Annotated in this window: 20 protein-coding genes, 1 tRNA gene and 1 pseudogene; 9 read left to right on the top strand and 13 right to left on the bottom strand. The window is 69.5% G+C overall.

Translation table 11 applies throughout. From position 1 onward, the window contains the following. Nucleotides 1-21 precede the first annotated feature (21 nt). The gene (locus EHF44_RS24205) at nt 22-1,431 is read left to right on the top strand and encodes an FAD-binding oxidoreductase (protein WP_124686760.1); all 1,410 of its coding nucleotides are present in this window, start codon (nt 22-24) and stop codon (nt 1,429-1,431) included. Here the strand turns inward: EHF44_RS24205 and EHF44_RS24200 are convergent. Beyond that, nucleotides 1,412-2,614 carry a sensor histidine kinase gene (locus EHF44_RS24200; protein ID WP_172966171.1) on the bottom strand — a complete coding sequence of 401 codons (1,203 nt, stop codon included), beginning with the start codon at nt 2,612-2,614 and terminating at the stop codon, nt 1,412-1,414. The two genes, EHF44_RS24205 and EHF44_RS24200, sit on opposite strands and share 20 nt — an antisense overlap. 91 nt (nt 2,615-2,705) lie before the next feature. Then, nucleotides 2,706-2,897: a CsbD family protein gene (locus EHF44_RS24195; RefSeq protein WP_124686215.1), complete on the bottom strand. Its 192-nt coding sequence runs from the start codon at nt 2,895-2,897 to the stop codon at nt 2,706-2,708. Nucleotides 2,898-3,317: 420 nt separating this feature from the next. Here EHF44_RS24195 and EHF44_RS24190 point away from each other — a divergent pair, with 420 nt between their 5' ends. After that, nucleotides 3,318-4,376: a porin gene (locus EHF44_RS24190; RefSeq protein WP_124686214.1), complete on the top strand. Its 1,059-nt coding sequence runs from the start codon at nt 3,318-3,320 to the stop codon at nt 4,374-4,376. Between the two features lie 69 nt (nt 4,377-4,445). On the opposite strand, the gene EHF44_RS24185 is transcribed toward EHF44_RS24190, so the two are convergent. From EHF44_RS24185 to EHF44_RS24170, 4 genes are all read right to left on the bottom strand, one after another. Further along, nucleotides 4,446-6,446, bottom strand: a complete 2,001-nt coding sequence (locus EHF44_RS24185) for a lactonase family protein (protein ID WP_124686213.1) — start codon at nt 6,444-6,446, stop codon at nt 4,446-4,448. A gap of 199 nt (nt 6,447-6,645) precedes the next feature. After that, on the bottom strand, nt 6,646-7,905 hold the full coding sequence (locus EHF44_RS24180) for an MFS transporter (RefSeq protein WP_124686212.1): 1,260 nt from the start codon (nt 7,903-7,905) through the stop codon (nt 6,646-6,648). Between the two features lies 1 nt (nt 7,906). Beyond that, nucleotides 7,907-8,407: a flavin reductase gene (locus EHF44_RS24175; RefSeq protein WP_124686211.1), complete on the bottom strand. Its 501-nt coding sequence runs from the start codon at nt 8,405-8,407 to the stop codon at nt 7,907-7,909. 25 nt (nt 8,408-8,432) lie between these two features. Then, nucleotides 8,433-9,806, bottom strand: a complete 1,374-nt coding sequence (locus EHF44_RS24170) for an LLM class flavin-dependent oxidoreductase (protein ID WP_124686210.1) — start codon at nt 9,804-9,806, stop codon at nt 8,433-8,435. Between the two features lie 666 nt (nt 9,807-10,472). Between EHF44_RS24170 and EHF44_RS24165 the strand changes: the two genes are divergently transcribed. Further along, nucleotides 10,473-11,039, top strand: a complete 567-nt coding sequence (locus tag EHF44_RS24165; RefSeq protein WP_124686209.1) for a helix-turn-helix domain-containing protein — start codon at nt 10,473-10,475, stop codon at nt 11,037-11,039. Here EHF44_RS24165 and EHF44_RS24160 read toward each other — a convergent pair whose 3' ends face one another. The 7 genes and pseudogenes from EHF44_RS24160 to EHF44_RS24130 all read right to left on the bottom strand — a co-directional run bounded on the left by EHF44_RS24160 (nt 11,040) and on the right by EHF44_RS24130 (nt 18,262). Continuing rightward, nucleotides 11,040-11,837 carry a GntR family transcriptional regulator gene (locus EHF44_RS24160; protein ID WP_124686208.1) on the bottom strand — a complete coding sequence of 266 codons (798 nt, stop codon included), beginning with the start codon at nt 11,835-11,837 and terminating at the stop codon, nt 11,040-11,042. 81 nt (nt 11,838-11,918) lie between these two features. Beyond that, the gene (locus tag EHF44_RS24155) at nt 11,919-12,776 is read right to left on the bottom strand and encodes an isocitrate lyase/PEP mutase family protein (RefSeq protein ID WP_124686207.1); all 858 of its coding nucleotides are present in this window, start codon (nt 12,774-12,776) and stop codon (nt 11,919-11,921) included. Continuing rightward, nucleotides 12,773-13,321, bottom strand: a complete 549-nt coding sequence (locus tag EHF44_RS24150) for a 3-isopropylmalate dehydratase (protein WP_124686206.1) — start codon at nt 13,319-13,321, stop codon at nt 12,773-12,775. Before EHF44_RS24150 ends, EHF44_RS24155 begins: the two co-directional genes overlap by 4 nt. Next, nucleotides 13,318-14,592, bottom strand: coding sequence for a 3-isopropylmalate dehydratase large subunit (locus EHF44_RS24145; RefSeq protein ID WP_124686205.1), 1,275 nt, complete (start codon nt 14,590-14,592; stop codon nt 13,318-13,320). Before EHF44_RS24145 ends, EHF44_RS24150 begins: the two co-directional genes overlap by 4 nt. A 10-nt stretch (nt 14,593-14,602) precedes the next feature. Then, entirely contained in the window at nt 14,603-15,574 is a 972-nt protein-coding gene (locus tag EHF44_RS24140) for a tripartite tricarboxylate transporter substrate binding protein (RefSeq protein ID WP_124686204.1), read from the bottom strand. A gap of 242 nt (nt 15,575-15,816) precedes the next feature. Next, a complete protein-coding gene (ilvD, locus tag EHF44_RS24135) occupies nt 15,817-17,676 on the bottom strand; it encodes a dihydroxy-acid dehydratase (RefSeq protein ID WP_124686203.1) in 1,860 nt (619 codons plus the stop codon). A 149-nt stretch (nt 17,677-17,825) separates the two neighbouring features. After that, nucleotides 17,826-18,262 (bottom strand): annotated as a pseudogene (locus EHF44_RS24130) (Lrp/AsnC family transcriptional regulator). 120 nt (nt 18,263-18,382) lie between these two features. Here EHF44_RS24130 and EHF44_RS24125 point away from each other — a divergent pair. From EHF44_RS24125 to EHF44_RS24100, 6 genes are all read left to right on the top strand, one after another. Then, the gene (locus tag EHF44_RS24125; RefSeq protein WP_216643996.1) at nt 18,383-19,288 is read left to right on the top strand and encodes a DMT family transporter; all 906 of its coding nucleotides are present in this window, start codon (nt 18,383-18,385) and stop codon (nt 19,286-19,288) included. A 53-nt stretch (nt 19,289-19,341) separates the two neighbouring features. Beyond that, nucleotides 19,342-20,589: a serine hydrolase domain-containing protein gene (locus EHF44_RS24120; protein ID WP_124686202.1), complete on the top strand. Its 1,248-nt coding sequence runs from the start codon at nt 19,342-19,344 to the stop codon at nt 20,587-20,589. Between the two features lie 91 nt (nt 20,590-20,680). Further along, nucleotides 20,681-20,962: a hypothetical protein gene (locus EHF44_RS24115; RefSeq protein WP_124686201.1), complete on the top strand. Its 282-nt coding sequence runs from the start codon at nt 20,681-20,683 to the stop codon at nt 20,960-20,962. A 67-nt stretch (nt 20,963-21,029) separates the two neighbouring features. Further along, complete coding sequence (locus tag EHF44_RS24110) at nt 21,030-21,209, top strand: hypothetical protein (RefSeq protein WP_124686200.1); 180 nt, start codon at nt 21,030-21,032, stop codon at nt 21,207-21,209. A gap of 54 nt (nt 21,210-21,263) precedes the next feature. Further along, nucleotides 21,264-21,340: transfer RNA gene (locus tag EHF44_RS24105), tRNA-Val, on the top strand. 78 nt (nt 21,341-21,418) lie between these two features. Beyond that, nucleotides 21,419-21,748, top strand: a complete 330-nt coding sequence (locus EHF44_RS24100; protein ID WP_124686199.1) for a DUF2322 family protein — start codon at nt 21,419-21,421, stop codon at nt 21,746-21,748. Nucleotides 21,749-21,844 lie beyond the last annotated feature (96 nt).

Genomic DNA, 21,844 nt, shown 5'->3' with positions numbered 1-21,844 from the left:
CCGGACGCCCTGCGCCACGCCATGGCGGCCATCGTCGGCCCGCAAGGCTGCCTGAGCGACCCCGCCGACACCGAGCCGTACGTGACCGACTATCGCCGCATCTATCACGGGCGCTCGCCGCTGGTGGTCATGCCGACGACCACCGAGCAGGTCAGCCGCGTGATGGCGTGGTGCCATGCGCACGACGTGCCGGTGGTGCCGCAGGGCGGCAACACGTCGCTGATGGGCGGCGCGGTGCCCGACGACAGCGGCACGGCCGTCGTCATCAGCCTCAGGAAGATGCACCGCGTGCTGGCCATCGACACGGTCAACGACACGATGACCGTGGAAGCCGGCGTGACGCTGTCCGCCGCGCGGGCGGCCGCCGACGAGGCCGGGCGGCTGTTTCCGCTGCGGATTGGCTCGGAGGGGTCGTGCCAGATCGGCGGCAACCTGTCGACCAATGCCGGCGGCACGGCGGTGCTGCGCTACGGCAACATGCGCGACCTGGTGCTGGGAATCGAGGTGGTGCTGCCCGACGGACGCGTGTTCTCGTCGCTCAAGGGGCTGCGCAAGGACAACACCGGCTACGACCTCAAGCACCTGTTCATCGGCGCCGAGGGCACGCTGGGCATCATCACCGGCGCCGTGCTGAAGCTGATGCCGCAGCCGCGCGCCACGGCCGTGGCGTTCGTGGCCGTGCAGAGCCCCGAGGCGGCGGTGCGGCTGCTGGGCGAGGCGCGCGCGCTGTCCGGCGGCGCCGTCACGGCGTTCGAGCTGATATCGGCCCCGGCGCTGGACCTCGTGCTCGAATACCTCGGCGATATCCCGTCGCCACTGCCGGCTCGGCACGACTGGATGGTGTTGATTGAGCTGACGTCGGGCACCGACGCCGAGACGCTGAACGGCACGCTGATGGAGATCCTGGAAACCGGCCTGGGCAACGAATGGGTGGTGGACGCCGCCGTGGCGTCGAGCCTGGCCGACGTTCAGCAGTTCTGGCGCATCCGCGAGGAAATCTCCGACGCCCAGACGCGCACCGGCGGCAGCATCAAGTGCGACATCTCGGTGCCGGTGTCGCGCATCGCGCAGTTCATAGAGCGGGCGTCGGCCGAGGTGCTGGCGCTGGAGCCGGCCACGCGCATGGTGATCTACGGCCACATGGGCGACGGCAACGTCCACTTCAACCCGCTGCGCCCGCGCGACCGCGACGCCAGGAGCTTCCTGGCGCAGTGGTACAAGCCCGTGTCCGACCTCGTTGACGGGCTGGCCTACGCCGAGAATGGCTCCATTTCGGCCGAGCACGGCATCGGCGTGGCCAAGCGCGACGACCTGAGCCGCTACAAGTCGCCCGTGGAGCTGGAGCTGATGTGGCAGGTCAAGCGCGCGCTGGACCCCAAGAACCTGCTGAACCCGGGCCGCGTGCTGCCGCCTACAGGCGATCGACCGTGATTGTCCACGCGGCGCCCTGACCCGTGGCTGACGCCACGTCCAGCCGGCCGCCAATGCCCTCCAGCATGCGGCGCACCGTGCGCAGGCCCACGCCTTCCTCTCCGGGCCCGGCCGGCAGCCCCCGGCCATCGTCCGACACGCGGACCACGCAGCCGCGCGGCGGCGACGCGGCCAGCGACACCCGGATCTCGCCGCTGCCGCCCGCGAACGCGTGTTCCACGGCATTGGCGACCAGTTCGTTGACGATGATGCCGATGGTCGTGCAGCGGTCCAGGTCGGCCACGAGCCCGAACTGGACGTCCAGGTTGAACGCGATGCCGCTGGCCTTGAGGTCGTAGAACTCGTCGAAGCTGGCCGCCAGCCCGCCCAGGTAGCGGCCCAGGTCGGCATGCTGCGCCTGCTCGCTCAGGCCCAGCAGGTGGTTGTAGAGCGACGCCATGGCAAAGATGCGGCGCTCGATCTCGCGCAGCGGCTTGCGGCCGTCCTCGCTGGCCAGGAACGTGCTGCGCTGGACCATCGCGATGATCATCTGGAAATTGTTGCGCACCCGGTGCTGCTGTTCGCGCAGCAGCAGCGCCTTGGCGTCGCGCTCCAGCGCCAGCGCGGCCTGCGCGCGATGCTTTTCGATGCATTCGGCCAGCATGCCGGCCACCGACGCCAGGAACGACATCTCCAGCGCGCCAATTTCCACCGTTTCGCGGAAATCCACCTCCAGCACGCCGTAGGCGCCGTCGTGGTTGATCAGCGGCAGGTTCACCGAGGTGACCACCGCGTTCTCCACGAAGATCGCCGGCAGGACGTCGCGCGGGCGGCGCCGCACGTCGGCGTCCACCACGGGCGCGGCCTGCCGCAGGGCCTCGCCGGGCGGGTTGCCGCTGGCGGCCTCGCCCACCTCGCGGCCCATGTCGGCCGCTTTCAGGCCATGGTGGCTGCGGATGACCAGGGTGCCCCGGGCGGCGTCCAGTTCCAGCACCTTGCCCATGGGCGCGCCGCAGCCCTGCGCGGCCGTGCGTACCGCGCTGTCCAGCACCTGCTGCAGCGTGACGTCGCCCTGCATGGCCTCGACCATCTCGGCAAAAAGCTGCCGCTGGCGCAGGACTTCCTGCAGCGGCACGGTCTGGCCAGGGGCCGCGACGATATCGCCCATCGATGCCGCCAGCGTCGCGGTTTGCGCCGATCTCATCGCTTGTCCCCTGCAAATCATGGTGCGGACGTGAAAAAGGCGGGGTTCGCGACCCCGCCTTCCGTGCCATCCGGCAGTGTCTGCCGCGCGATCAACGCGGGTTCTTCTGCGGATTCTTCTTCATGTCGGCCTTGGTGTCGCCGTAGGCGGCCTGGGTGCGGCCCGCCACCTGCTCGGCCTTGCCCTTGATCTCCGTGGAGGTCTTGCCGGTCATCTTGCCGGCCAGTTCCTTGGCCTTGCCCTTGGCCTCGTTCATTCGGCCCTTCACCTGATCCTTGTTCATGGTCGCACTCCTGTGGTCGGTTCCTGAATGTCCGGCCTGCCGGCCACGTGGAACGCGGCGTTGGGGCAGGCATCGGCGCTGGTTTCCAGTGTAGGAAGCGTGGGCCGCGGGGCTTGTAGGACGTGCACCGAATCGGGTGTCGGAATGGTTCGACGCGGCGGCCAGCAGCGATACGCGCGCGCCACACCGGCCATCGCCAAACCCCTGTGGCAAGGCGTTTTCGCGCAAGTGCAACAGATCGCAGGCGGTTGTCCGCGCCTTTTCGTACAAGTGCCACGCGGGCCGTACGCCGATGCCAGGCGGCCATGCCACGGTGCGAAAAATCGGCCACGGATTGCACAAATGTCGAGCTATATCAAAGCCGCGAACCGGCTGCCTTCCCATCATTGCCGGACCTTTTTCAACCTCGGAGAACAAGGCATGAAAATCAAACTGGCGGCTGCAGCGGCCACCGCATTGCTGGCCGCAGGCGCACAAGCCCAGTCCAGCGTCACCCTGTACGGTGTGGCCGATGCCGGCATCGAGTACCTGTCCCGCGACGGCGGCAATAACAGCAACGTCCGCGTGCAGTCCGGCAACGGTGTCACCACGGGTTCGTGGTGGGGCCTGCGCGGCACCGAGGACCTGGGCGGCGGCATGAAGGGCCTCTTCGTGCTGGAAAGCGGCTTCGACATCGACACGGGCGCCTCCAACGGCGGCCGGCTGTTCAACCGCCAGGCCTACCTGGGCCTGCAAGCCGGCTTCGGCGCCCTGACGCTGGGCCGCCACCAGACCCCGATCTACGACTTCACGCTGGCGTTCGACCCGATGGCCGCCGACGTGCAGTACTCGATCGTGAACATGGACGCCGCCATGGCCAGCCGCGCCGACAACTCGCTCAAGTACACGGGCAAGTACGGCGGCTTGACCGCCTCGGCGCTGTACAGCACGGGCTACGACATGACGGCCGTGCCGGGCTTTGGCGCCGGCGAGATCCCCGGCGACTACAAGAGCGGCCGCCAGTACGCGGCCAGCCTGCGCTACACGGCCGGCCCGCTGGACCTGGGCCTGGTCTACGACCTGCGCCAGCCCAACGGCCTGCTCAAGGACCAGCGCGCCGCGCTGGCCGCCAGCTACGCAGTGGGCCCGGCCAAGGTCTACGCCGGCTACCGCTGGGAAAACCTGACCGGCCTGGGCCATGGCGCCTTCCACCGCAGCAACATCTACTGGCTGGGCATGGGCTACCAGGTCACGCCGGCGCTGACGCTGAAGGGCTCGGTCTACTACCAGGACTACGGCCATACCGGCGCGGACCCGCTGGTGCTCGTGGCATCGGCCGACTACGCGTTCTCCAAGCGCACCAGCGCCTACCTGAACATGGGCTACGTCTGGAACCAGACGGACAAGGGCCTCGGCTCCACGGTGTCGCTGGGCGGCACGGGCGTGACCGCCGGCGACAACCAGTTCGGCGCCATGATGGGGGTCCGCCACCGCTTCTGACCTGCCTTACCGACACTTTCCGCTTTTACCCGGCCCCGCGCCGGGTTTTTTTATGGGCGGACGGCGGCCTCAGGGGCGCGGTTCGACGATGGCGATCGACGTATTGCCAAAGCCCGTCGGGAACGGGCTGCCGGGAATCGGCGTCAGCGCGCCGGTCGTGGCGTCGATCGAGAACCCCGACACCAGATTCTGGTTGAACATGGCGACGTACAGGCGACGGCCGCCCGGTTCCACCTTGAGGCGGCCCGAGCCCGAACCGGGGCCGGTGGGCGCGATGCCGGGCAGCGGCACCACGCCGGGACCGACGACCTTGTAGCCCGTGATACCGGCGCCGATGCCGCTCAGCACGAAGGCAAACTGCCCGGATGGCGTCATGGCGACATCGGACGGGAACGGGGCTGTCGGCACCAGCTGGCTGGACTGGATCTGCCCCCCTGCCGGGTCGACCGTGCCCACGCCGAGCAAGCCGTCCTGCTCGCTGGTATAGAGCAGCGTGCGGCCGTCTGGCGAAAAGGACATGGCACTGGGCATGATGACACCGACGGAATAGTCGATCGACCCAAAACCGATCACGCCGCCATTGCTGGCAATGGGGAATTTGGGGATCTGGCCCACGATCGAATTGGCGGTATAGAGGTACAGCCCGTCAGGAGAGAACTCGACGTCGCGCGTCTGGCCCAGGCCCGACGCCTCGTAGTCCACGCCGCCCGCCGGCACCAGTGAAGCTGGATCGATGGGGTACCACACGATCCCCCGCCCGGCCCCAACAATCAGGGACCTGCCCGTGGGATGGACGGTAACTGCCTGAGGCGCAGTCAAGACCGAACTGCGAGCCGAGCCCGGAATCTCCGCCATCGCACCCGTGGCCGGGTCAAGCCGGAAGCTCACCACCCGGTTGGTATTCGGCATCACCGCATACCCCACCTGGCCGTTCGGCAGGAAGGCAATGTCGTTGACGTTGTCCCCAGAGGTGAACGGGCTGCCCTGCACGGCCGCCAGCGCGCCGCTGGCCGGGTCCACGCGGTAGACCGAGAACGTCTGGTCCGCCCGGTTTGCCACCACGACGAACTGGGCCTGCACGCACGCCACCGCGATGTCGGCGACGTTGCCGGACGCCACCGTGCCGGTCCCGTGGGTCACGGAGCAGGTCTGGCCCGCCGGTTGCGCCGACACCGATACCGCATAGGACGAAGCGCCCGGACGCGGGGTCGGCATCGTGAATACGCCATTGCCGGCGATGACCTGCGTATCGCCGCTGATATCGGCCAGTTGCAGGCTCTTGCCGGCCGCCAGCCCGGAGACCGTGCCACCCACGGTATAGGTCGGCGGCAGCGACGTGTTGCGCGTCAGCGCCGCGTTGGCACAAAGGCGGGGGCCAGCGGGCGCGTCGGCGCAGGCGGTCAGTGTCGCGGCCGCCGCACTGTATGCCGAGCCGGGGCTGGCTACCTTGGCGCCACGGCCATCCGCCGCCGGGGTCACGACAAAGCTGGCGTCATCGCTGGTCCAGGACCAGTTCGCCAGGTCGGCCACGCCGTCCACGCCATCGGAGCGGCGCACCGCCACGGACACGGTCTGCGCGGCGGCGCCGGCCACCACGGTCAGGGTCGCCGGCGTGAGCGTCAGCGTGTACGACACGGCCGGCGTGGCCTGCACCGTCAGATGGGTCACGCTGGCGATACGGCTGCCGTCGGGCAGGGTGGCCGTGGCCGTGATATCGGCCCGGCCGGCCGCCAGGGTGCGGATCGTGGCGTAGATGCCGACCGGCGCGGCCGCCGTCGGGGCCTTGTCCGAGGCCGACAGCACGGTAGCCACCGTCTCGTCCGACGACGTCCAGGCAAAGCTGGCGCCCTTGACCTCGGTGCCGTCGGCGGCCAGCAGCGTGGCCTTGAGCGTCAGCGTGCCGCCCGCAACCGGCGCAGCGCTGCCGGTATCGACCACCAGCCGCGACGCCGCCGGCGTGGCGGGCTGAGCCGGGGAATCGGCATCGTCCGAGCCGCAGGCGGCAAGCAGCGCCGCGGCAAGCATGGCAAGGCCGGCAGCGCGCGCGCCGGCAAAAGCGTAAGAAAACATCGACCTGACCCGTATTTGTCGTTATCTGGAGCGAAAGCCGCCCGGATTGCGGGCAGCGGCCACGCCAGCGCGTACGACAGCGGGTTGCGCGCGACTGTAACAGCACGTCCCCAGCCGGACATCCCCCGATTGGGGTGACGAGTCAACAATTTGCAACAGCCGGGCGATGGACGTTCGCCTGCCCTGCCGCCCTGCCGCCCTACCGCCGCCCCCCGGCCAGCCGGCGGGCGTCCGGGTGTTGCCGCAGCCGCCACATCGCCACGCAGCCCAGCGCCGGGCCGATGGCCAGCATGCCGAAGCCGGCGCGCCAGCCCAGCCACGCGACGACGTCCGGCACCAGGTGGATGCTGACCAGCGTCAGCAGAAAGCCGGCGCAAGTCTGCGCCGTCAGCAGCGTGCCGATCGACGACGGCTCGGCCAGTTCGGTGATGCTGGCCGAGAACTGCGCGGAATCGGCGATGACCGACACGCCCCAGACCAGCGCCACGGTCACGAGCACCGCCATCGGCGCGGCGCCCAGCCAGCCCATCAGCGCCGCGCACGACGCGCTGGTGGCCATCGCGCCAATCGTCACGGCCGTGCGGCCCACGCGGTCTGCCAGCCAGCCGCCCAGCCACGCGCCGAGCGCCCCGATGGCGATGGCCGCGAACGTCAGCAGTTCCGCCCGGCCGCGCGGGTCGGACAGGCCGCGCGCGTCGAACGTCTGCTGCAGGAACAGCGCCAGCCACGCCCACATCGCGTACAGCTCCCACATATGACCCAGGTAGCCCAGGTTGGCCAGCCGCACGGCCGGCTGCCGCCATGCCTGGGCAATCTTGGCCGGGTCGATGCGCGCCGCCTTGCGCAGGTTCGGCCCGACCGCCGCCAGCCCGATCAGCAACGCCGCACCGGCCGCGCAGGCCGCCGCCGTGCCGTAGATCGCGCGCCAGTCGAGCCCGCCCGCCGTGGGCACCAGGTAGGCCGCCACCAGGTGGGGGCTGGCCGATCCCAGCGTCAGCGCACCCACCAGCAGGCCGATCAGCAGCCCCAGGTCCGCCTGCGCCCAGGTGGCGGCCAGCCGCATGCCAACCGGGTAGACACCGGCCATGCACATGCCCGTGATGAAGCGCAGCACCACCACCAGCCCGCCGGTGGGCGCCACGAAGGCCAGCGTGCCGGTGGCCAGTGCCGCCACCAGCGCCGATCCGGCGAACAGCCGGCGCAGGTCGTAGCGATCTGGCAGCGACAGCAGCGCCGACGCCAGCGTGCCCGCCACGAAGCCGAACTGGACGGCGCTGGTCAGCAGCGCCTCGTCGAACGCGGTGATTGCATGTGTCCCCTTGATCACCGCCACGGCGGTGCTGGCCGAGAACCAGACGCCCATGGCGGCCACCTCGGCCAGCAGCAGGATGGCGATGGAAAACAGCTTGCCGCGCTGGCGCCGCGGCACCGGGGCGGCGGTGGAAGTGGGCGTCGTCATCTCACGCCAGCGGCAGGTCGCCCGCACCCACGGCGTGGAAGTCGCGTCCGAAGTAGATCAGCCCGGCCCGCGCGGTATCCGTGCGGGCGGCCTTGACCGCGCAGAAGAAGACCGTATGGGTGCCCACCTCGGTCACGGATTCGACCACGCAGTCCAGCGCGCTGACGGCGCCGCGCAGCACCGGGGCACCGGTGGCCAGCCGCGCCCATTCGGCGCAGGCAAAGCGTTCATCGAGCGACAGGTCCTTGTCCGCAAAGCGCATGGCCAGGTCGCGCTGCTCGGCGGCCAGCACGTTGACGCAGAGCCGGCCGTTCTCGCGGATGGCCGCGTTGTTGCGGCTGGCGCGGTTGATGCAGACCACCAGCGTGGGCGGGTCGTCCGTGACCGGGCAGACGGCCGACGCCGTACAGCCGCCCACGCCCGCCACGCCGTCGGTGGTGATGACGTTGACGGCGGCGCCCAGCCCCGCCATGGCGTCCCGGAAAGTCGTCTTGTCTACCATGATGCCTCTGTGATGGCCGGCCGCCCTATGCCGCGCCGGCGCCGGTGCCCCGATATTGCGCCGCCACGTGCGAGGCTGGCAAGCGGGCCCGGCCGAACAGCTTGTCCCGGTAGGTGCCGGGCTGATACGCCGTCTTGTAGGCACCGCGTTCCTGCAGCAGCGGCACGACCAGGTCGATCACGTCCTCGAAGCACTCCGGCACCACGGTGCGCGACAGGTTGAAGCCGTCCACGCCGGTTTCCTCGCTCCAGGCGATCAACTGGTCGGCCAGGCGCGCGGCGGACCCCACCCAGGGCGGCTGGCGGCTGCCCAGCACCATCTGCTCCAGCAGCTTGCGGCGCGTCCACTGCGGGCCGGCGCTGCGGTTCATCGCCTCCACGTTCGACACGATAGCCTGGCTCTTGCCGGTCTCGATCGGCGCGTCCAGGTCGTACCGCGCAAAGTCGATGCCCAGCGACGCCGCCGCGTGCACCAGCGCGGCCTCGGAACTGACGTAGCGGCGGTATTCGTCGAACTTCTCCTGCGCCTCGGCATCGGTGCGGCCAACCACCAGCGTGGCGCCAAGGAACACCTTGACGTCGTCGGCCTGCCGCCCCAGCCGGACGGCCTGCGCCCGAATGTCGTCGACGATCTCGCGCACGCCCTCTTTCTTCTGGCCGTTCACGAACACGCATTCGGCATGCGTGGCGGCGAACTGGCGGCCGCGCGCGGATGCGCCAGCCTGGTACAGCAGCGGCGTGCGCTGCGGCGAGGGCGCGCACAGGTGCATCGCATCGACCCGGTACTGCGGCCCGCGATGGTGGATCACGCGCACCTTGTCCGGATCGGCATAGACGCCGGCCGCGCGGTCCGCCCGCACCGCGTCGTCGTCCCAGCTACCTTCCCAGAGCTTGTAGACCAGCGCCATGTACTCGTCGGCCAGGTCGTAGCGGTCGTCGTGGGCCACCTGCCCATCCATGCCGATGGCCCGCGCGGCGCTGTCCAGGTACCCCGTGACGATGTTCCAGCCAATCCGGCCGCCGGTCAGGTGATCCAGCGTGGACATGCGGCGCGCGAACAGAAACGGCTGCTCGTAGATCAGATTGGCGGTCACGCCAAAGCCCAGGTGCCGGGTCACGGCCGCCATGGCCGGGATCACGAGCGTCGGGTCATTGACCGGCACCTGCACCGCCCCGCGTAGGGCCGCGTCCGGGCTGCCGCCGTAGACGTCGTAGACACCCACCACATCGGCAAAGAAGATGCCATCGAACAACCCGCGTTCGAGCGTGCGGGCGTAGTCGGTCCAGTACTGAAGTTCGGCATAACGATGCGACTGGTCGCGCGGATGGGTCCACAACCCCTGCTGGATGTGGCCGACACAAAGCATGTCGAAGGCGTTCAGACGGATTTCACGCGGCATGGGGGCTCCCGGGTTTCATCCACTATAGTGGACGAATGGGCATTATCGTAAGGAGGATGCGGATGGGGTTTACCCGGGAGTGCCTGGGGGACTTTTATAATCCGCCAGCGTCACCGTGGTGGAGGGGGCAAGGCATCGGGACGTCGAGCTCGAAGCCTAATTCCAGCGATGGTGGTCTCCCCTCTCCCGCAACGCGGGAGAGGGGCTGGGGGTGAGGGCATTGAGGCGCTGCTTGCCGACCACATCGCAAGTTGAGCCGCTGGCCCTCTCCCCCAACCCCTCTCCCGCAAGCGGGAGAGGGGAGCAAGACATCGGGACATCGAGCTCGAAGCCGAATTCCAGCGATGGTGGTCTCCCCTCTCCCGCAACGCGGGAGAGGGGAGCAAGACATCGGGACGTCAAGCTCGAAGCCGAATTCCAGCGATGGTGGTCTCCCCTCTCCCGCAACGCGGGAGAGGGGCTGGGGGGAGAGGGCGTTGAGGGGCTGCTTGCCGACCATGTCGCAAGTTGAGCCGCTGGCCCTCTCCCCCGACCCCTCTCCCGCCAGCGGGAGAGGGGAGCAAAACTTCGGGATATCGAACACAGCCTGAGGCTGCCAATTGTGGTCTCCCCTCTCCGCCACGTGGGAGCAGAAAGCAAACCAACGCATGCAAACACCCTTCCACCATGACCCGACCCGCTGAAGACCCCACCACTGCCATCTCCGCCCGGGTGCGGATCGAGCGGGAATCGCGCGGGTGGTCGCTGGCGGAGCTGGCGGAGCGGTCCGGGGTGTCCAAGGCGATGATCAGCAAGATCGAGCGGGGCGAGGCCAGCCCCACGGCGACGGTGCTGGGGCGGCTGTCCGGCGCATTCGGGCTGCAGTTGTCGATGCTGCTGGCGCTGGCCGAGCAGGCGGGCGAGCGCCTGAGCCGGGCCGCCGACCAGCCGGTCTGGCAGGACCCCGAGACTGGCTACATGCGCCGCGCGGTGTCGCCGCGCAACGGCGGCATGCTGGAACTGGTGGAAGTGTCGCTGCCGGGCGGCGCGCGGGTGTCGTACCCGTCGTCGGCGTTCACGTTCCAGCACCAGCAGGTGTGGGTGCTCGATGGCACGCTGGTGTTCGAGGAAGGCGAGATCGTCCACACGCTGCACGCCGGCGATTGCCTGCAACTGGGCCCCCCGGCGCCCTGCACCTTCGTCAATCCGGGCACCGGCGCCTGCCGCTACGTGGTGGCGCTGGTGCGCCGCTGATCAGGACTGGTCGGCGTCGATCCACACGCTGGTGGACGCTCCCGCGCGCGTCAGCCGCATCTGGTACGTGTAGCGCTCGGGGTGGTACAGCCCGACCAGGAACTGCACGGGCCGGCCCTCGGCGTCCGCTGCCACGCGCGACACGCGCAGCAGCGGCACGCCCGGCGCGATGCGGAAGATGCGCGCCACGTCCAGGTCGGCCACGGCGGCGCCCAGCGTCTGCTCGGCCGATACCACCTCAACCCCGTGCTGCGCCAGCGCCACCAGCATCGGCGTGTCCTGCAGCGTATGGCGATCGAGCGCGGCGGCCAGGTCGCCGGGCACGAACACCTCGGTATAGGAAATCGGCTGGGCCTTGAACTTGCGCACGCGCACCACCTTGAGCACCGGCGCGCCGGGCGGCAGCGACAACGCCGCGCTGACGGCCGGCGGCGCCGGCATGCGCTTCCATTCCAGCACCTGCACGCGCGTGCGCATGCTGACGCTGACGATGTTGTCGAGCAGCCCGCCGCGCACGGTCTGCACGGCCTGGGCCGATGCCCGCGCCGGGGCCGCCGCGTGGCGCGCCGTGGGCACGGTGCCCTTGCCGCGCGAACGCTCGACCAGCCCTTCCTCCTGCAGCCGCGCCAGCGCCGAGCGCACCGTCACGCGCGCCACGCCGAATTCCTCGGCCAGCTGGCGCTCGCCGGGCAGCGGCAGGCCGGCCTCGTAGTGGCCGCCGCGAATGCGCTCGCGCAGGATCAGGCGCACCTGCTGGAAGCGTGGCAGCGTGGTCAGGGGGGCGTGGACATCGAGCATCGGGCGGGGCGATTCGGGGGCAATGCCGCCACGGTACGCGCGCCAGCCCCTGCAATGCAAGCGGCCGGCGCGCGGCGGGCGTTATTCGTACTGCTTGCCCAGCGCCAGCATCTCGGGCGTGCCGATCACGTCGTTGAGCGCCTGGAACGACAGCATGCGGTCCAGGTACGGCGTGGTGGTGCCGCTGGCGTGCAGGCTGGCCAGGTAGTCGCGCAGCGCAAAGCTCAGCGCGCGCACGGTGCCACCGGGAAAGATCACGATGCGGAAGCCGATGTCCTGCAGCTCGGCGGCCGGTAGCACCGGCGTCTTCCCGCCCTCGACCATGTTGGCCAGCAGCGGCGCGCGCTTGCCCAGGCGGGCGATGGCGGCGGTCATGTCATCGCGGCTGCGCAGCGCTTCCACGAACAGCACGTCGGCGCCGGCCTCGGCATACTGTTCGGCGCGGGCCAGCGCGGCCTCCATGCCCTCCACGGCCACCGCGTCGGTGCGGGCGATGACCAGCGTATTGGCGTCGCGGCGCGCATCGCAGGCCGCGCGGATCTTGCCGGCCATCTCGGCGGCGCTGATGACGGTCTTGCCGTCCAGGTGGCCGCAGCGCTTGGGCATGGCCTGGTCTTCGAGCTGGATCGCCGTGGCACCGGCGCGCTCCAGCACGCGCACGGTGTGCATGACGTTGAGCGCGTTGCCAAAGCCCGTGTCGGCGTCGACGATCAGCGGCAGCGTGGGGCAGCGCTCGCGGATGCCGCGCGCCACCGACGCCACGTCTTCCAGCGACAGGAAGCCGATGTCCGGCCGGCCCAGCCGCGTGTAGGCGATGCTGGCGCCCGACAGGTACGCGGCCTGGAAGCCGGCCTGCTCCACCAGCAGCGCGGAGAACGCATCGTAGACGCCGGGCGCCGTGACGATGCCGGAGCCTTGCAGACGTTGCTTGAGGGTCATTGCCGATCCTTGTTCATGGTGAGTTGGCCCGACGCGATGCGGCGCGCCAGGTGCGGCACCAGCCCGCCGTCGCGGATCATGGCCACGAGATGAGGCGGCACCGGCTCGCACTGTATCGCAGGCGCGCCATCGCGAAACACCTGCCCGGTGTCGATGTCGCAGCCCACGCGCTGCCCGGCCACCATCGGCGGCAGCGCGGGGCACGTCAGCAGCGGCAGGCCCAGGTTGAAGCCGTTGCGATAGAACAGCCCGGCGAACGACGGCGCCACCACGGCCACCACGCCCAGGTGGCGCAGCACCTCCACGGCCTGCTCGCGCGACGATCCCGCGCCAAAGTTGCGGCCGCCGAAGACGATGTCGCCGGGCCGCACCTGCGTGGCGAACAAAGGCTCCACCGCTTCCAGGCAGTGCCGGGCGATTTCCTCGATGCCGAACTTCATGTAGGCGCCGGGCGCCAGCAGGTCGGTGTTGATGTCGTCGCCGAACACCCAGGCGCGGCCGGTCAGGCGGCCGTCGGCCGCAATCGAAATCGGTACGGCGCTCATGCCAGCATCTCCCGTGGATCGGCGATCCTGCCCGCGATGGCCGAGGCCGCGACCGTGTACGGCGAGCCCAGGTACACCTGCGACGACGCCGCGCCCATCCGGCCCTTGAAATTGCGCGCGGTGGCGCTGATGACCACGCTGTCCTCGCCAAAGCGGTGCTCGCCGTAGCCGGCGCACGCGCCGCAGGCGTTGGGCAGCAGTTCGGCGCCGGCATCGGTCAGCGCGGCCAGCGTGCCTTCCTGCGCGGCGCGCTGCTGGTCTGCCGCGCTGGCCGGCGCCACGAGCAGCCGCGTGCCACGGGCCACGCGCTGGCCGCGCAGCACCTGGGCCGCCATGCGCAGGTCATCGAGCTTGGCGCCAGTGCAGGCGCCGATGTAGGCAATGTCGATGTCCACGCCGCCAAACAGGCCCACGTCGTCGGCATCGGCCGGGGTATGCGGGCGCGACACCTGCGGCGCCAGCGCGGCGGCATCGAAGTCATGCACGGCCATGCAGGCCGCGTCGGCGTCCGTCTGCCAGCCGCCGACGTCGATGGCCTCGGGCGCCACGCCGGCCGCCAGCAGCCAGTCGCGCGTGGTGGCGTCGGGGGCGATCAGGCCCACCTGCGCGCCCAGTTCGGCCGTCATGTTCGACAGCGTCATCCGTTCCTGCATCGACAGCGCGGCCACGGCGCCGCCCGTGTATTCCACGGCCTGGTACTGGCCGCCGTCCATGCCGAACTGCGTGCACATGCGCAGCATCATGTCCTTGGCCGACACGCCCGTGCCCAGCCGGCCGTGCCACTGCATGCGGATGGTCTCCGGCACGCGCACCCAGATCTCGCCCGTAACCAGCACGCCAAGCATCTCGGTGGCGCCGATGCCGAACATGTAGGCGCCAAACGCGCCGCCGGTGGACGAATGGCTGTCGCCGCCCACCGCGAACATGCCCGGGCGCAGGTAGCCGTTCTGCGGCACCACCACGTGGCAGATGCCTTCCATGTCGTGAAAGCGCGCCACACCCTCGTCCCGCACCCAGTCGCGCGCGATCTGGACGATGCGGCGGCTGTCGGCATCGTGGGCCGGCACGTAGTGGTCGGTCACCACGACCACGCGGTCCGGGTCCCACACCTTCGCGCCGAGCTTTTCCAGCATCGGCTTCACGCGGCGCGGGCCGCTGGAGTCATGCAGCATCGCCAGATCCACGCGGCAGGTGACGATTTCACCGGGCGCCACGCTGGTCCGGCCCGCCGCGCGGGCGAGCAGCTTCTGCGCCAATGTCTGGCCAGTCATCTCGATTCCTTCATTCCACCTTGGTGCCAGACGCCTGGATCACGCGCGCCCAGTGCGCGATGTCGCTGCGCACGAATGCGCCAAACGCCTGGGGCGTCATGCTGATGGCGCTGGCCGCCTCGGTTTCCATGCGCTTGCGGTACGCCGGGTCGTCCACGGCGATCTTCACGGCGCGGTAGAGCTGGTCGGTCACGGCCTGCGGCAGCCGGGCCGGGCCAAACAGCCCGAACCACGCCGACGACTCGAAGCCCTTGACCGTCTGCCCGATCGGCGGCACGCCCGGAAACTGCGCCAGCGCGTCCTTGCTGCTGACGCCCAGGAACTTCAGCGTGCCGGCCTTCACGTGCGGCAGCACGTTGACCGTGCTGGCGAACATCAGGTCGACGGTGCCGCCCAGCAGGTCGGTCAGCGCCGGGTTGGTGCCCTTGTACGGGATGTTCACGATGTCGGTGCCGGTCTGGAGCTTGAACTGCTCGCTGGCCAGATGCAGCGACGACCCCTGCGCGCCGATCGCGAACGTCAGCTTGCCGGGGTTTTTCTTCGCGTAGTCGACCAGCCCGGCCGTGGTGTCGAACGGCACGCCCTTGCGCGCCACCAGCACGCTCGGCACGCGCGCGACCATCGTGATCGGCGTGAAATCCTTGACCGGATCGAACGGCAGGTTCTTGTAGAGCGTGGCGTTGATGGTGTGGCCGGTGAAGCTCATCAGCAGCGTGCTGCCGTCCGGCGTGGCGCGCGCCACGTACTGCGCGGCGATGTTGCCGCCCGCGCCGGGCCGGTTGTCCACCACCACGGAGCGGTGCAGCGTCTCGGCCATCGAGCGCGCGATCAGGCGCGCCAGCGCGTCGGTGGTGCCGCCGGCGGGGCTGCCCACGACGATGGTGATGGGCTTGTCCTGCGCCAGGGCCGGCGCCACGGGCGCCAGGGTGGCCAACATGGCCAGCGCGGCGCCGGCCAGGATACGTCTTCGACTGATCGACATCGTTTGTCTCCGCCTCTGTTCCTCTGTTCTCTTGCTTTCGGGGTTCAGGCGGACTCTATGCCCCACGGCCGGGTCACTCAATGGAACCAGCTGGTCCTATCGACCGGACCACGGCGGGCATGTGCGGGCATGTGCGGGCATGTGCGGATATATGAAGAGATGCGCGGGCGGCGGGGGCGCCGCCCGGCTTCCGGCGCGGGGAACGCCGGACGATGCGGCCGGGCGCGAGACCCGGCCGTCGGTCAGTCGTCCAGCAGCGACGGGTCGCGCACGGCGCCCTTGTCGGCCGACATGACCAGCTTGGCGTATGCCTTCAGCGCGGCGGACACCTTGCGCGGGCGCGGCCGGGCCGGCTTCCAGCCTCGGGCGTCCTGCTCGGCGCGGCGCGCCGCCAGTTCCTCGTCGGACACCAGCACGTCGATGGTCCGGTTCGGGATGTCGATGCGGATGCGGTCGCCGTCACGGACCAGGCCGATGGCGCCACCGGCCGCCGCCTCGGGCGAGCAGTGCCCGATCGACAGGCCCGAGGTGCCGCCCGAGAAGCGGCCGTCGGTCAGCAGCGCGCATGCCTTGCCCAGGCCCTTGGACTTGATGTAGCTGGTCGGGTAGAGCATTTCCTGCATGCCGGGGCCGCCCTTGGGGCCTTCGTAGCGCACGATCACCACGTCGCCGGCCTTGACCTTGTCGTTCAGGATGTTCTCGACCGCCTCGTCCTGCGACTCGGTCACGTGCGCCGAGCCCTCGAACACCAGGATGCTCTCGTCCACGCCGGCCGTCTTGACCACGCAGCCGTCCAGCGCGATGTTGCCGGTCAGCACGGCCAGGCCGCCTTCCTTCGAGAACGCATGGTCGTACGAGCGGATGCAGCCCTCGGCGCGGTCCAGGTCCAGGCTGGGCCAGCGGGTGTTCTGGCTGAACGCCACCTGCGTGGGCACGCCGGCCGGGCCGGCCATGTAGAACGTGCGCACGGCCTCGTCCTGCGTGCGGACGATGTCCCACTGGTCCAGCGCGTCCTTGAGCGTCGGCGTGTGCACGGTGGGCACGTCGGTGTGCAGCTTGCCCGCGCGGTCCAGCTCGCCCAGGATGGCCATGATGCCGCCGGCGCGGTGCACGTCCTCGATGTGGTACTTGTTCGTGTTCGGCGCCACCTTGCAGAGCTGCGGCACCGAGCGCGACATGCGGTCGATGTCGGCCATCGTGAAGTCGATCTCGGCCTCGCGGGCAATGGCCAGCAGGTGCAGGATCGTGTTGGTGGACCCGCCCATGGCGATGTCCAGCGTCATGGCGTTCTCGAACGCCTTGAACCCCACCGACCTCGGCAGCACGCGTTCGTCGTTCTGCTCGTAGTACATGCGGGCCAGGTCGACGATGCGGCGGCCGGCGCGGCGGAACAGTTGCTCGCGGTCCGCGTGCGTGGCCACCACGGTGCCGTTGCCGGGCAGCGACAGGCCCAGCGCCTCGGTCAGGCAGTTCATCGAGTTGGCCGTGAACATGCCCGAGCACGAGCCGCACGTCGGGCAGGCCGAGCGTTCCACCTGCTCCACCTCTTCGTCGGTGTACGACGCATCGGCGGCCATGACCATCGCGTCCACGAGGTCCAGCTTCTTCAGTTCGATGGTCTTGGTCACCGGGTTGGCCAGGCGCGTCTTGCCGGCTTCCATCGGGCCGCCCGAGACGAAGATCACGGGGATGTTCAGCCGCATGGCGGCCATCAGCATGCCCGGGGTGATCTTGTCGCAGTTCGAGATGCAGACCATGGCGTCGGCGCAGTGCGCGTTGACCATGTATTCCACCGAGTCGGCGATGATGTCGCGGCTGGGCAGCGAGTACAGCATGCCGTCGTGGCCCATGGCGATGCCGTCGTCCACGGCGATCGTGTTGAATTCCTTGGCCACGCCGCCGGCGGCCTCGATCTCGCGCGCCACGAGTTGGCCCAGGTCCTTCAGGTGGACGTGGCCGGGCACGAACTGGGTGAACGAATTGACCACCGCGATGATGGGCTTCTGGAAATCCTCGTCTTTCATGCCGGTGGCGCGCCACAGCGAGCGCGCGCCGGCCATGTTGCGGCCGGCGGTGGAGGTCTTGGAACGGTATGTGGGCATTGTGGGTGCTTGGAAAATACGCAAACGCAGCGGCCCACGGGGGGATCGGTCAGGGCCAGGACACACCCGTGCGGGCGGCCTTGTGAGCCGGGCGCCGGGCAAAACGCGGCATTATCCCACAGCGCCGCCGGCCCGGCCGCCCTGCCCGGCTACAGCGGCGGCAGGCGCCGCCGCACCGGCTGGGACTTGACGATGGCCGAGCTGGTCTCCGCCATCTCGGTGATCTGCTCCAGGATGTGGTCCAGGTGCTCGATGGACCGCAGGTAGAGCCGGCCGATGAAGCAGTCGTCGCCGGTCACCTTGTCGCACTCGGCGAATTCGGGAATGCCTTCGATCAGCTTCTGCACCGCGTGCAGCCGGCCCGGCAGCGGCCGGATGCGGACGATGGCCTGCATCGCAAAGCCCAGCGTGCGCGGCTCCACATCGACCGTGAAACCGCGGATCACGCCGCGGTCCTCCAGCCGGCGCAGCCGCTCGAGGTGCCCGGGGACGACAGCCCCACCTGTTCGGCCAGCGCCTTGACCGGCATGCGGCCGTCCTGCTGCAGCAGCGCCAGCAGCCGGCGGTCGATATCGTCGAGCGACATAAGGTTTTCCTCGCCTTGACCTTACGGAATACGGAAAAAATGGCGGTTTGCCTGCCATTTCGCCTGTGGATTGTAGGCCACACCCGATAGACTGCAACCCTCGAACTTGGGGAGACAGCCGTGCAGGAGCGAACGCGGGGGATGCTGGAAATGGTGGCGGCGATGGTGATCTCGGGCACCATCGGCTGGCTGGTGGTGGTGTCGGGGCGGCCCGTCACGCAGGTGGTGTTCTGGCGCTGCGCGTTCGGCGCGCTGGTGCTGATCCCGGTGTGCCTGGCGCGCGGCTACCTGCGGCCGGGCCAGATCACGGGGCGGCAGGCGCTGCTGGCCGTGGCGGGCGGGGTGGCCATCGTCGCCAACTGGCTGCTGTTGTTCTCGGCCTACGCGGGCGCGTCGATCTCGATCGCCACGGCCGTCTACAACACCCAGCCGTTCATGCTGGTGGCGCTCGGGGCGCTGTGCCTGGGCGAGCGCATCACCGGCGCCAAGGTGGCGTGGCTGGTGCTGGCTTTCGGCGGCATGCTGCTGATCGTGCAGGCCCGGCCCGGTGGCGGCGCGGCGCACGGCAGCTACCTGGGCGGCATCGCGCTGGCGCTGGGCGCGGCGTTCTGCTATGCGCTGGCCGCGCTGATCGCCAAGCAGCTACGCGGCGTGCCGCCGCACCTGATCGCGCTGATCCACGTGCTGGTGGGCAGCGTCCTGCTGCTGCCGCTGGCGCTGCGCGCGGACCTGCCGGCCGGCGCGCTGCCATGGGCCACGCTGGCCACCATGGGCGTGGTGCATACGGGGCTGATGTACATCCTGCTATATGGCGCCATCCAGAAACTGCCCACCCACCTGACAGGGGCGTTGTCGTTCATTTATCCTATCGTGGCCATTCTGGTGGACCGGCTCGCATTCGGGCATCAGCTACACCTGTCGCAAGTGGGCGGTGCCGCGCTGATCCTGCTGGCCGCCGCCGGCATGACGCTGGGATGGCCGTGGCGCGGCCTGCTGCCGTGGGGGGCGCGCAAACCCTCCGCCTGAACGCGCGCCGGGCCCTCCCCCCAATTCAATCCCATCGCAAGGAGGCACCGGATATGCAGGACACGCAGGGGATGTCCCGGGACCGGCTGGACCGGATCGGACGCTTCATCGACGAGACCTACGTCGCGCCGGGCAAGCTGCCGGGCGCGCTGGTGCAGGTGTGGCGGCGCGGCGGGCTGGCGCTCAACGCGGTGCTGGGCCAGGCGGACCGCGAACGGCAGGTGCCGCTGGCCGACGATGCGATCTTCCGCATCTATTCGATGACCAAGCCGATCACGTCGGTGGCCATCATGATGCTGGTGGAGGAGTGCCGGATCGCGCTGGACGATCCGGTCAGCAAGTACATTCCCGCCTGGGAAAACCTGGGTGTGTTCGCCGGCGGCTTCATGGAGGGCTTTCAGACCCGCCCGCCGGCCCGGCCCATGCTGGTGGTGGACCTGCTGCGCCATACCTCGGGCCTGACCTACGGCTTCCAGCAGAACAGCAACGTCGACGCGGCCTACCGCAAGCTCAAGATCGGCGAACTGGCCACCGAAGGCACGCTGGACGACATGATCGCCAAGCTGGCCACGCTGCCGCTGGAATTCTCGCCGGGCGAGGCGTGGAACTACTCGGTGTCCACCGACGTGCTGGGCTACCTGGTCGGCAAGATCAGCGGCATGCCGTTCGACGCGTTCCTGCGCCAGCGCATCCTGGACCCGCTCGGCATGGTCAATACCGGCTTTCACGTGCCGGCGCACAAGGCCAGCCGCTTCTGCGCCTGCTACGCCGTGGGCACGCTGGGTTCCAAGGTCATCACGCCGCGCGGGCCGATGCTGCAGGACGATCCGCAGACCAGCCCGTACCTGAAGCCGCCCGCGTTCCTGTCCGGCGGCGGCGGGCTGGTGTCGACGGCGGCCGACTACATGCGCTTTGCGCGGATGCTGCTGAACGGCGGCGAACTGGACGGCGTGCGGCTGCTGTCGCCCAAGACACTGGCGCTGATGACCGCCAACCACCTGCCCGGCGGCGCGGACATCCCGCGGCTGACCCGCTCGATGTTCAGCGAGGCCACCTACGACGGCGTGGGCTTCGGGCTGGGCTTCGCGACGACCATCGCGCCGGCCAGCACGCTGATCCCGGGCAGCGCGGGCGACATGTTCTGGGGCGGCGCGGCCAGTACGTTCTTCTGGGTCGATCCGCAGGAAGACCTGATCGGGCTGTTCCTGACGCAGTTGCTGCCGTCGTCGGCCTATCCGGTGCGGCGCCAGTTGCGCACGCTGGTCTACAGCGCGATCACCGACGCCGGCCCGGCCCGCTGATGGCCCACACCCGCCGGCCGGACGGCTGGCGGGAATCCCCGCCCCAACGCGGGTAGAATCCGCCCAACTGCCACACCGATACGTATCCACCATGCGCCTGAAGACCCTGCTCCCCGTGCTTGTGATCGCCATCGCGAGTCCGATGGTGCATGCCAGCGTGGCGTCCGATGCACACGCGTTCAAGGAAGGCGTCAAGGAGGCCGGCAAGAAGACCGGCCACGCGGTGGCCGACGTGGCGCGCACGATCGGCCATGGCGCCAAGGAAGCCGGCCGCACCATCGGCCACGGCGCGCGCGACGCGGGCCATGCGGTGGCCGATACCACCAAGCGCGGCTATCAGGCGACCAAGCAGGCCATCAAGGGCGACGACTGACCGCCGGGTCGCGCGCCATGGCCGCACCTGCGTACAATGCCCGGCTCAACCAATTGGGAAGCTGTCCGTGAAGAAAACCGACCTGGAAAAGAACAAGGGCCTGAAGATCAATAACCATCTCAAGCAGGCCGGCGCCAACCGGGCAGGCTCGCTGCCGAAATCGCCGCGCCAGCAGGGCGCCGGCAAGAACGGCCTGCTTGGCAAGCTGCTGGGCAAGACCGTGCCGCCCGACAAGACCGACGAATGATGCAGCAGGGGCTTGCGCTTTGCGAAAGCTCTCTATAGAATTCGCGCCTTCGCTAGGCTCGTAGCTCAGCTGGTTAGAGCACCACCTTGACATGGTGGGGGTCGTTGGTTCGAGTCCAATCGAGCCTACCAACGCACAATGCAGAACGGACGGTCGCCCTTGCAGGCGCCGTCCGTTTTTGCTTTTCCGACCGCAAGGAACGCTTCTCCATGATCCAGCCGCAACCGGTCTTCAAGGACAACCTCGCCCAACTGCCGGCCATCGACGGCATCGCCCGCATCGAACTGGCCGACGCCAGCGGCGCCGTGGTGGCCAGCATCGACAACGTGCCGGGCAAGCAGGGTTCGGTGGCCGTGTACCACTACCTGCAGCAGGCATTCGGCACGCTAGACGCCCGCGCGGCCGAACATGGCCTGGCAGTCTTTGCCGAGCATACGGCCGACGCCCGCAACCGCCCCGGCGCGCATCCGAACGTCGACCGCCTGCTGGCCATCGTGGCCGGCGGCCCCGCGCTGCAGGTACGCATCGTCCGCGTCTGACGCCAGCCCCCCATAAAGCAAGACGGCCACGCCGGGTCATCCCGCCGTGGCCGTCTTGCCTTCTGCCGTTGTGCCTCTGCGCCCTGGGGCGCCGGA

Origin of the sequence: Cupriavidus pauculus, assembly GCF_003854935.1 — a bacterium.
Taxonomy (GTDB): Bacteria; Pseudomonadota; Gammaproteobacteria; order Burkholderiales; family Burkholderiaceae; genus Cupriavidus; species Cupriavidus pauculus_C.
This window is presented reverse-complemented; position numbering and strand designations above follow the sequence as displayed.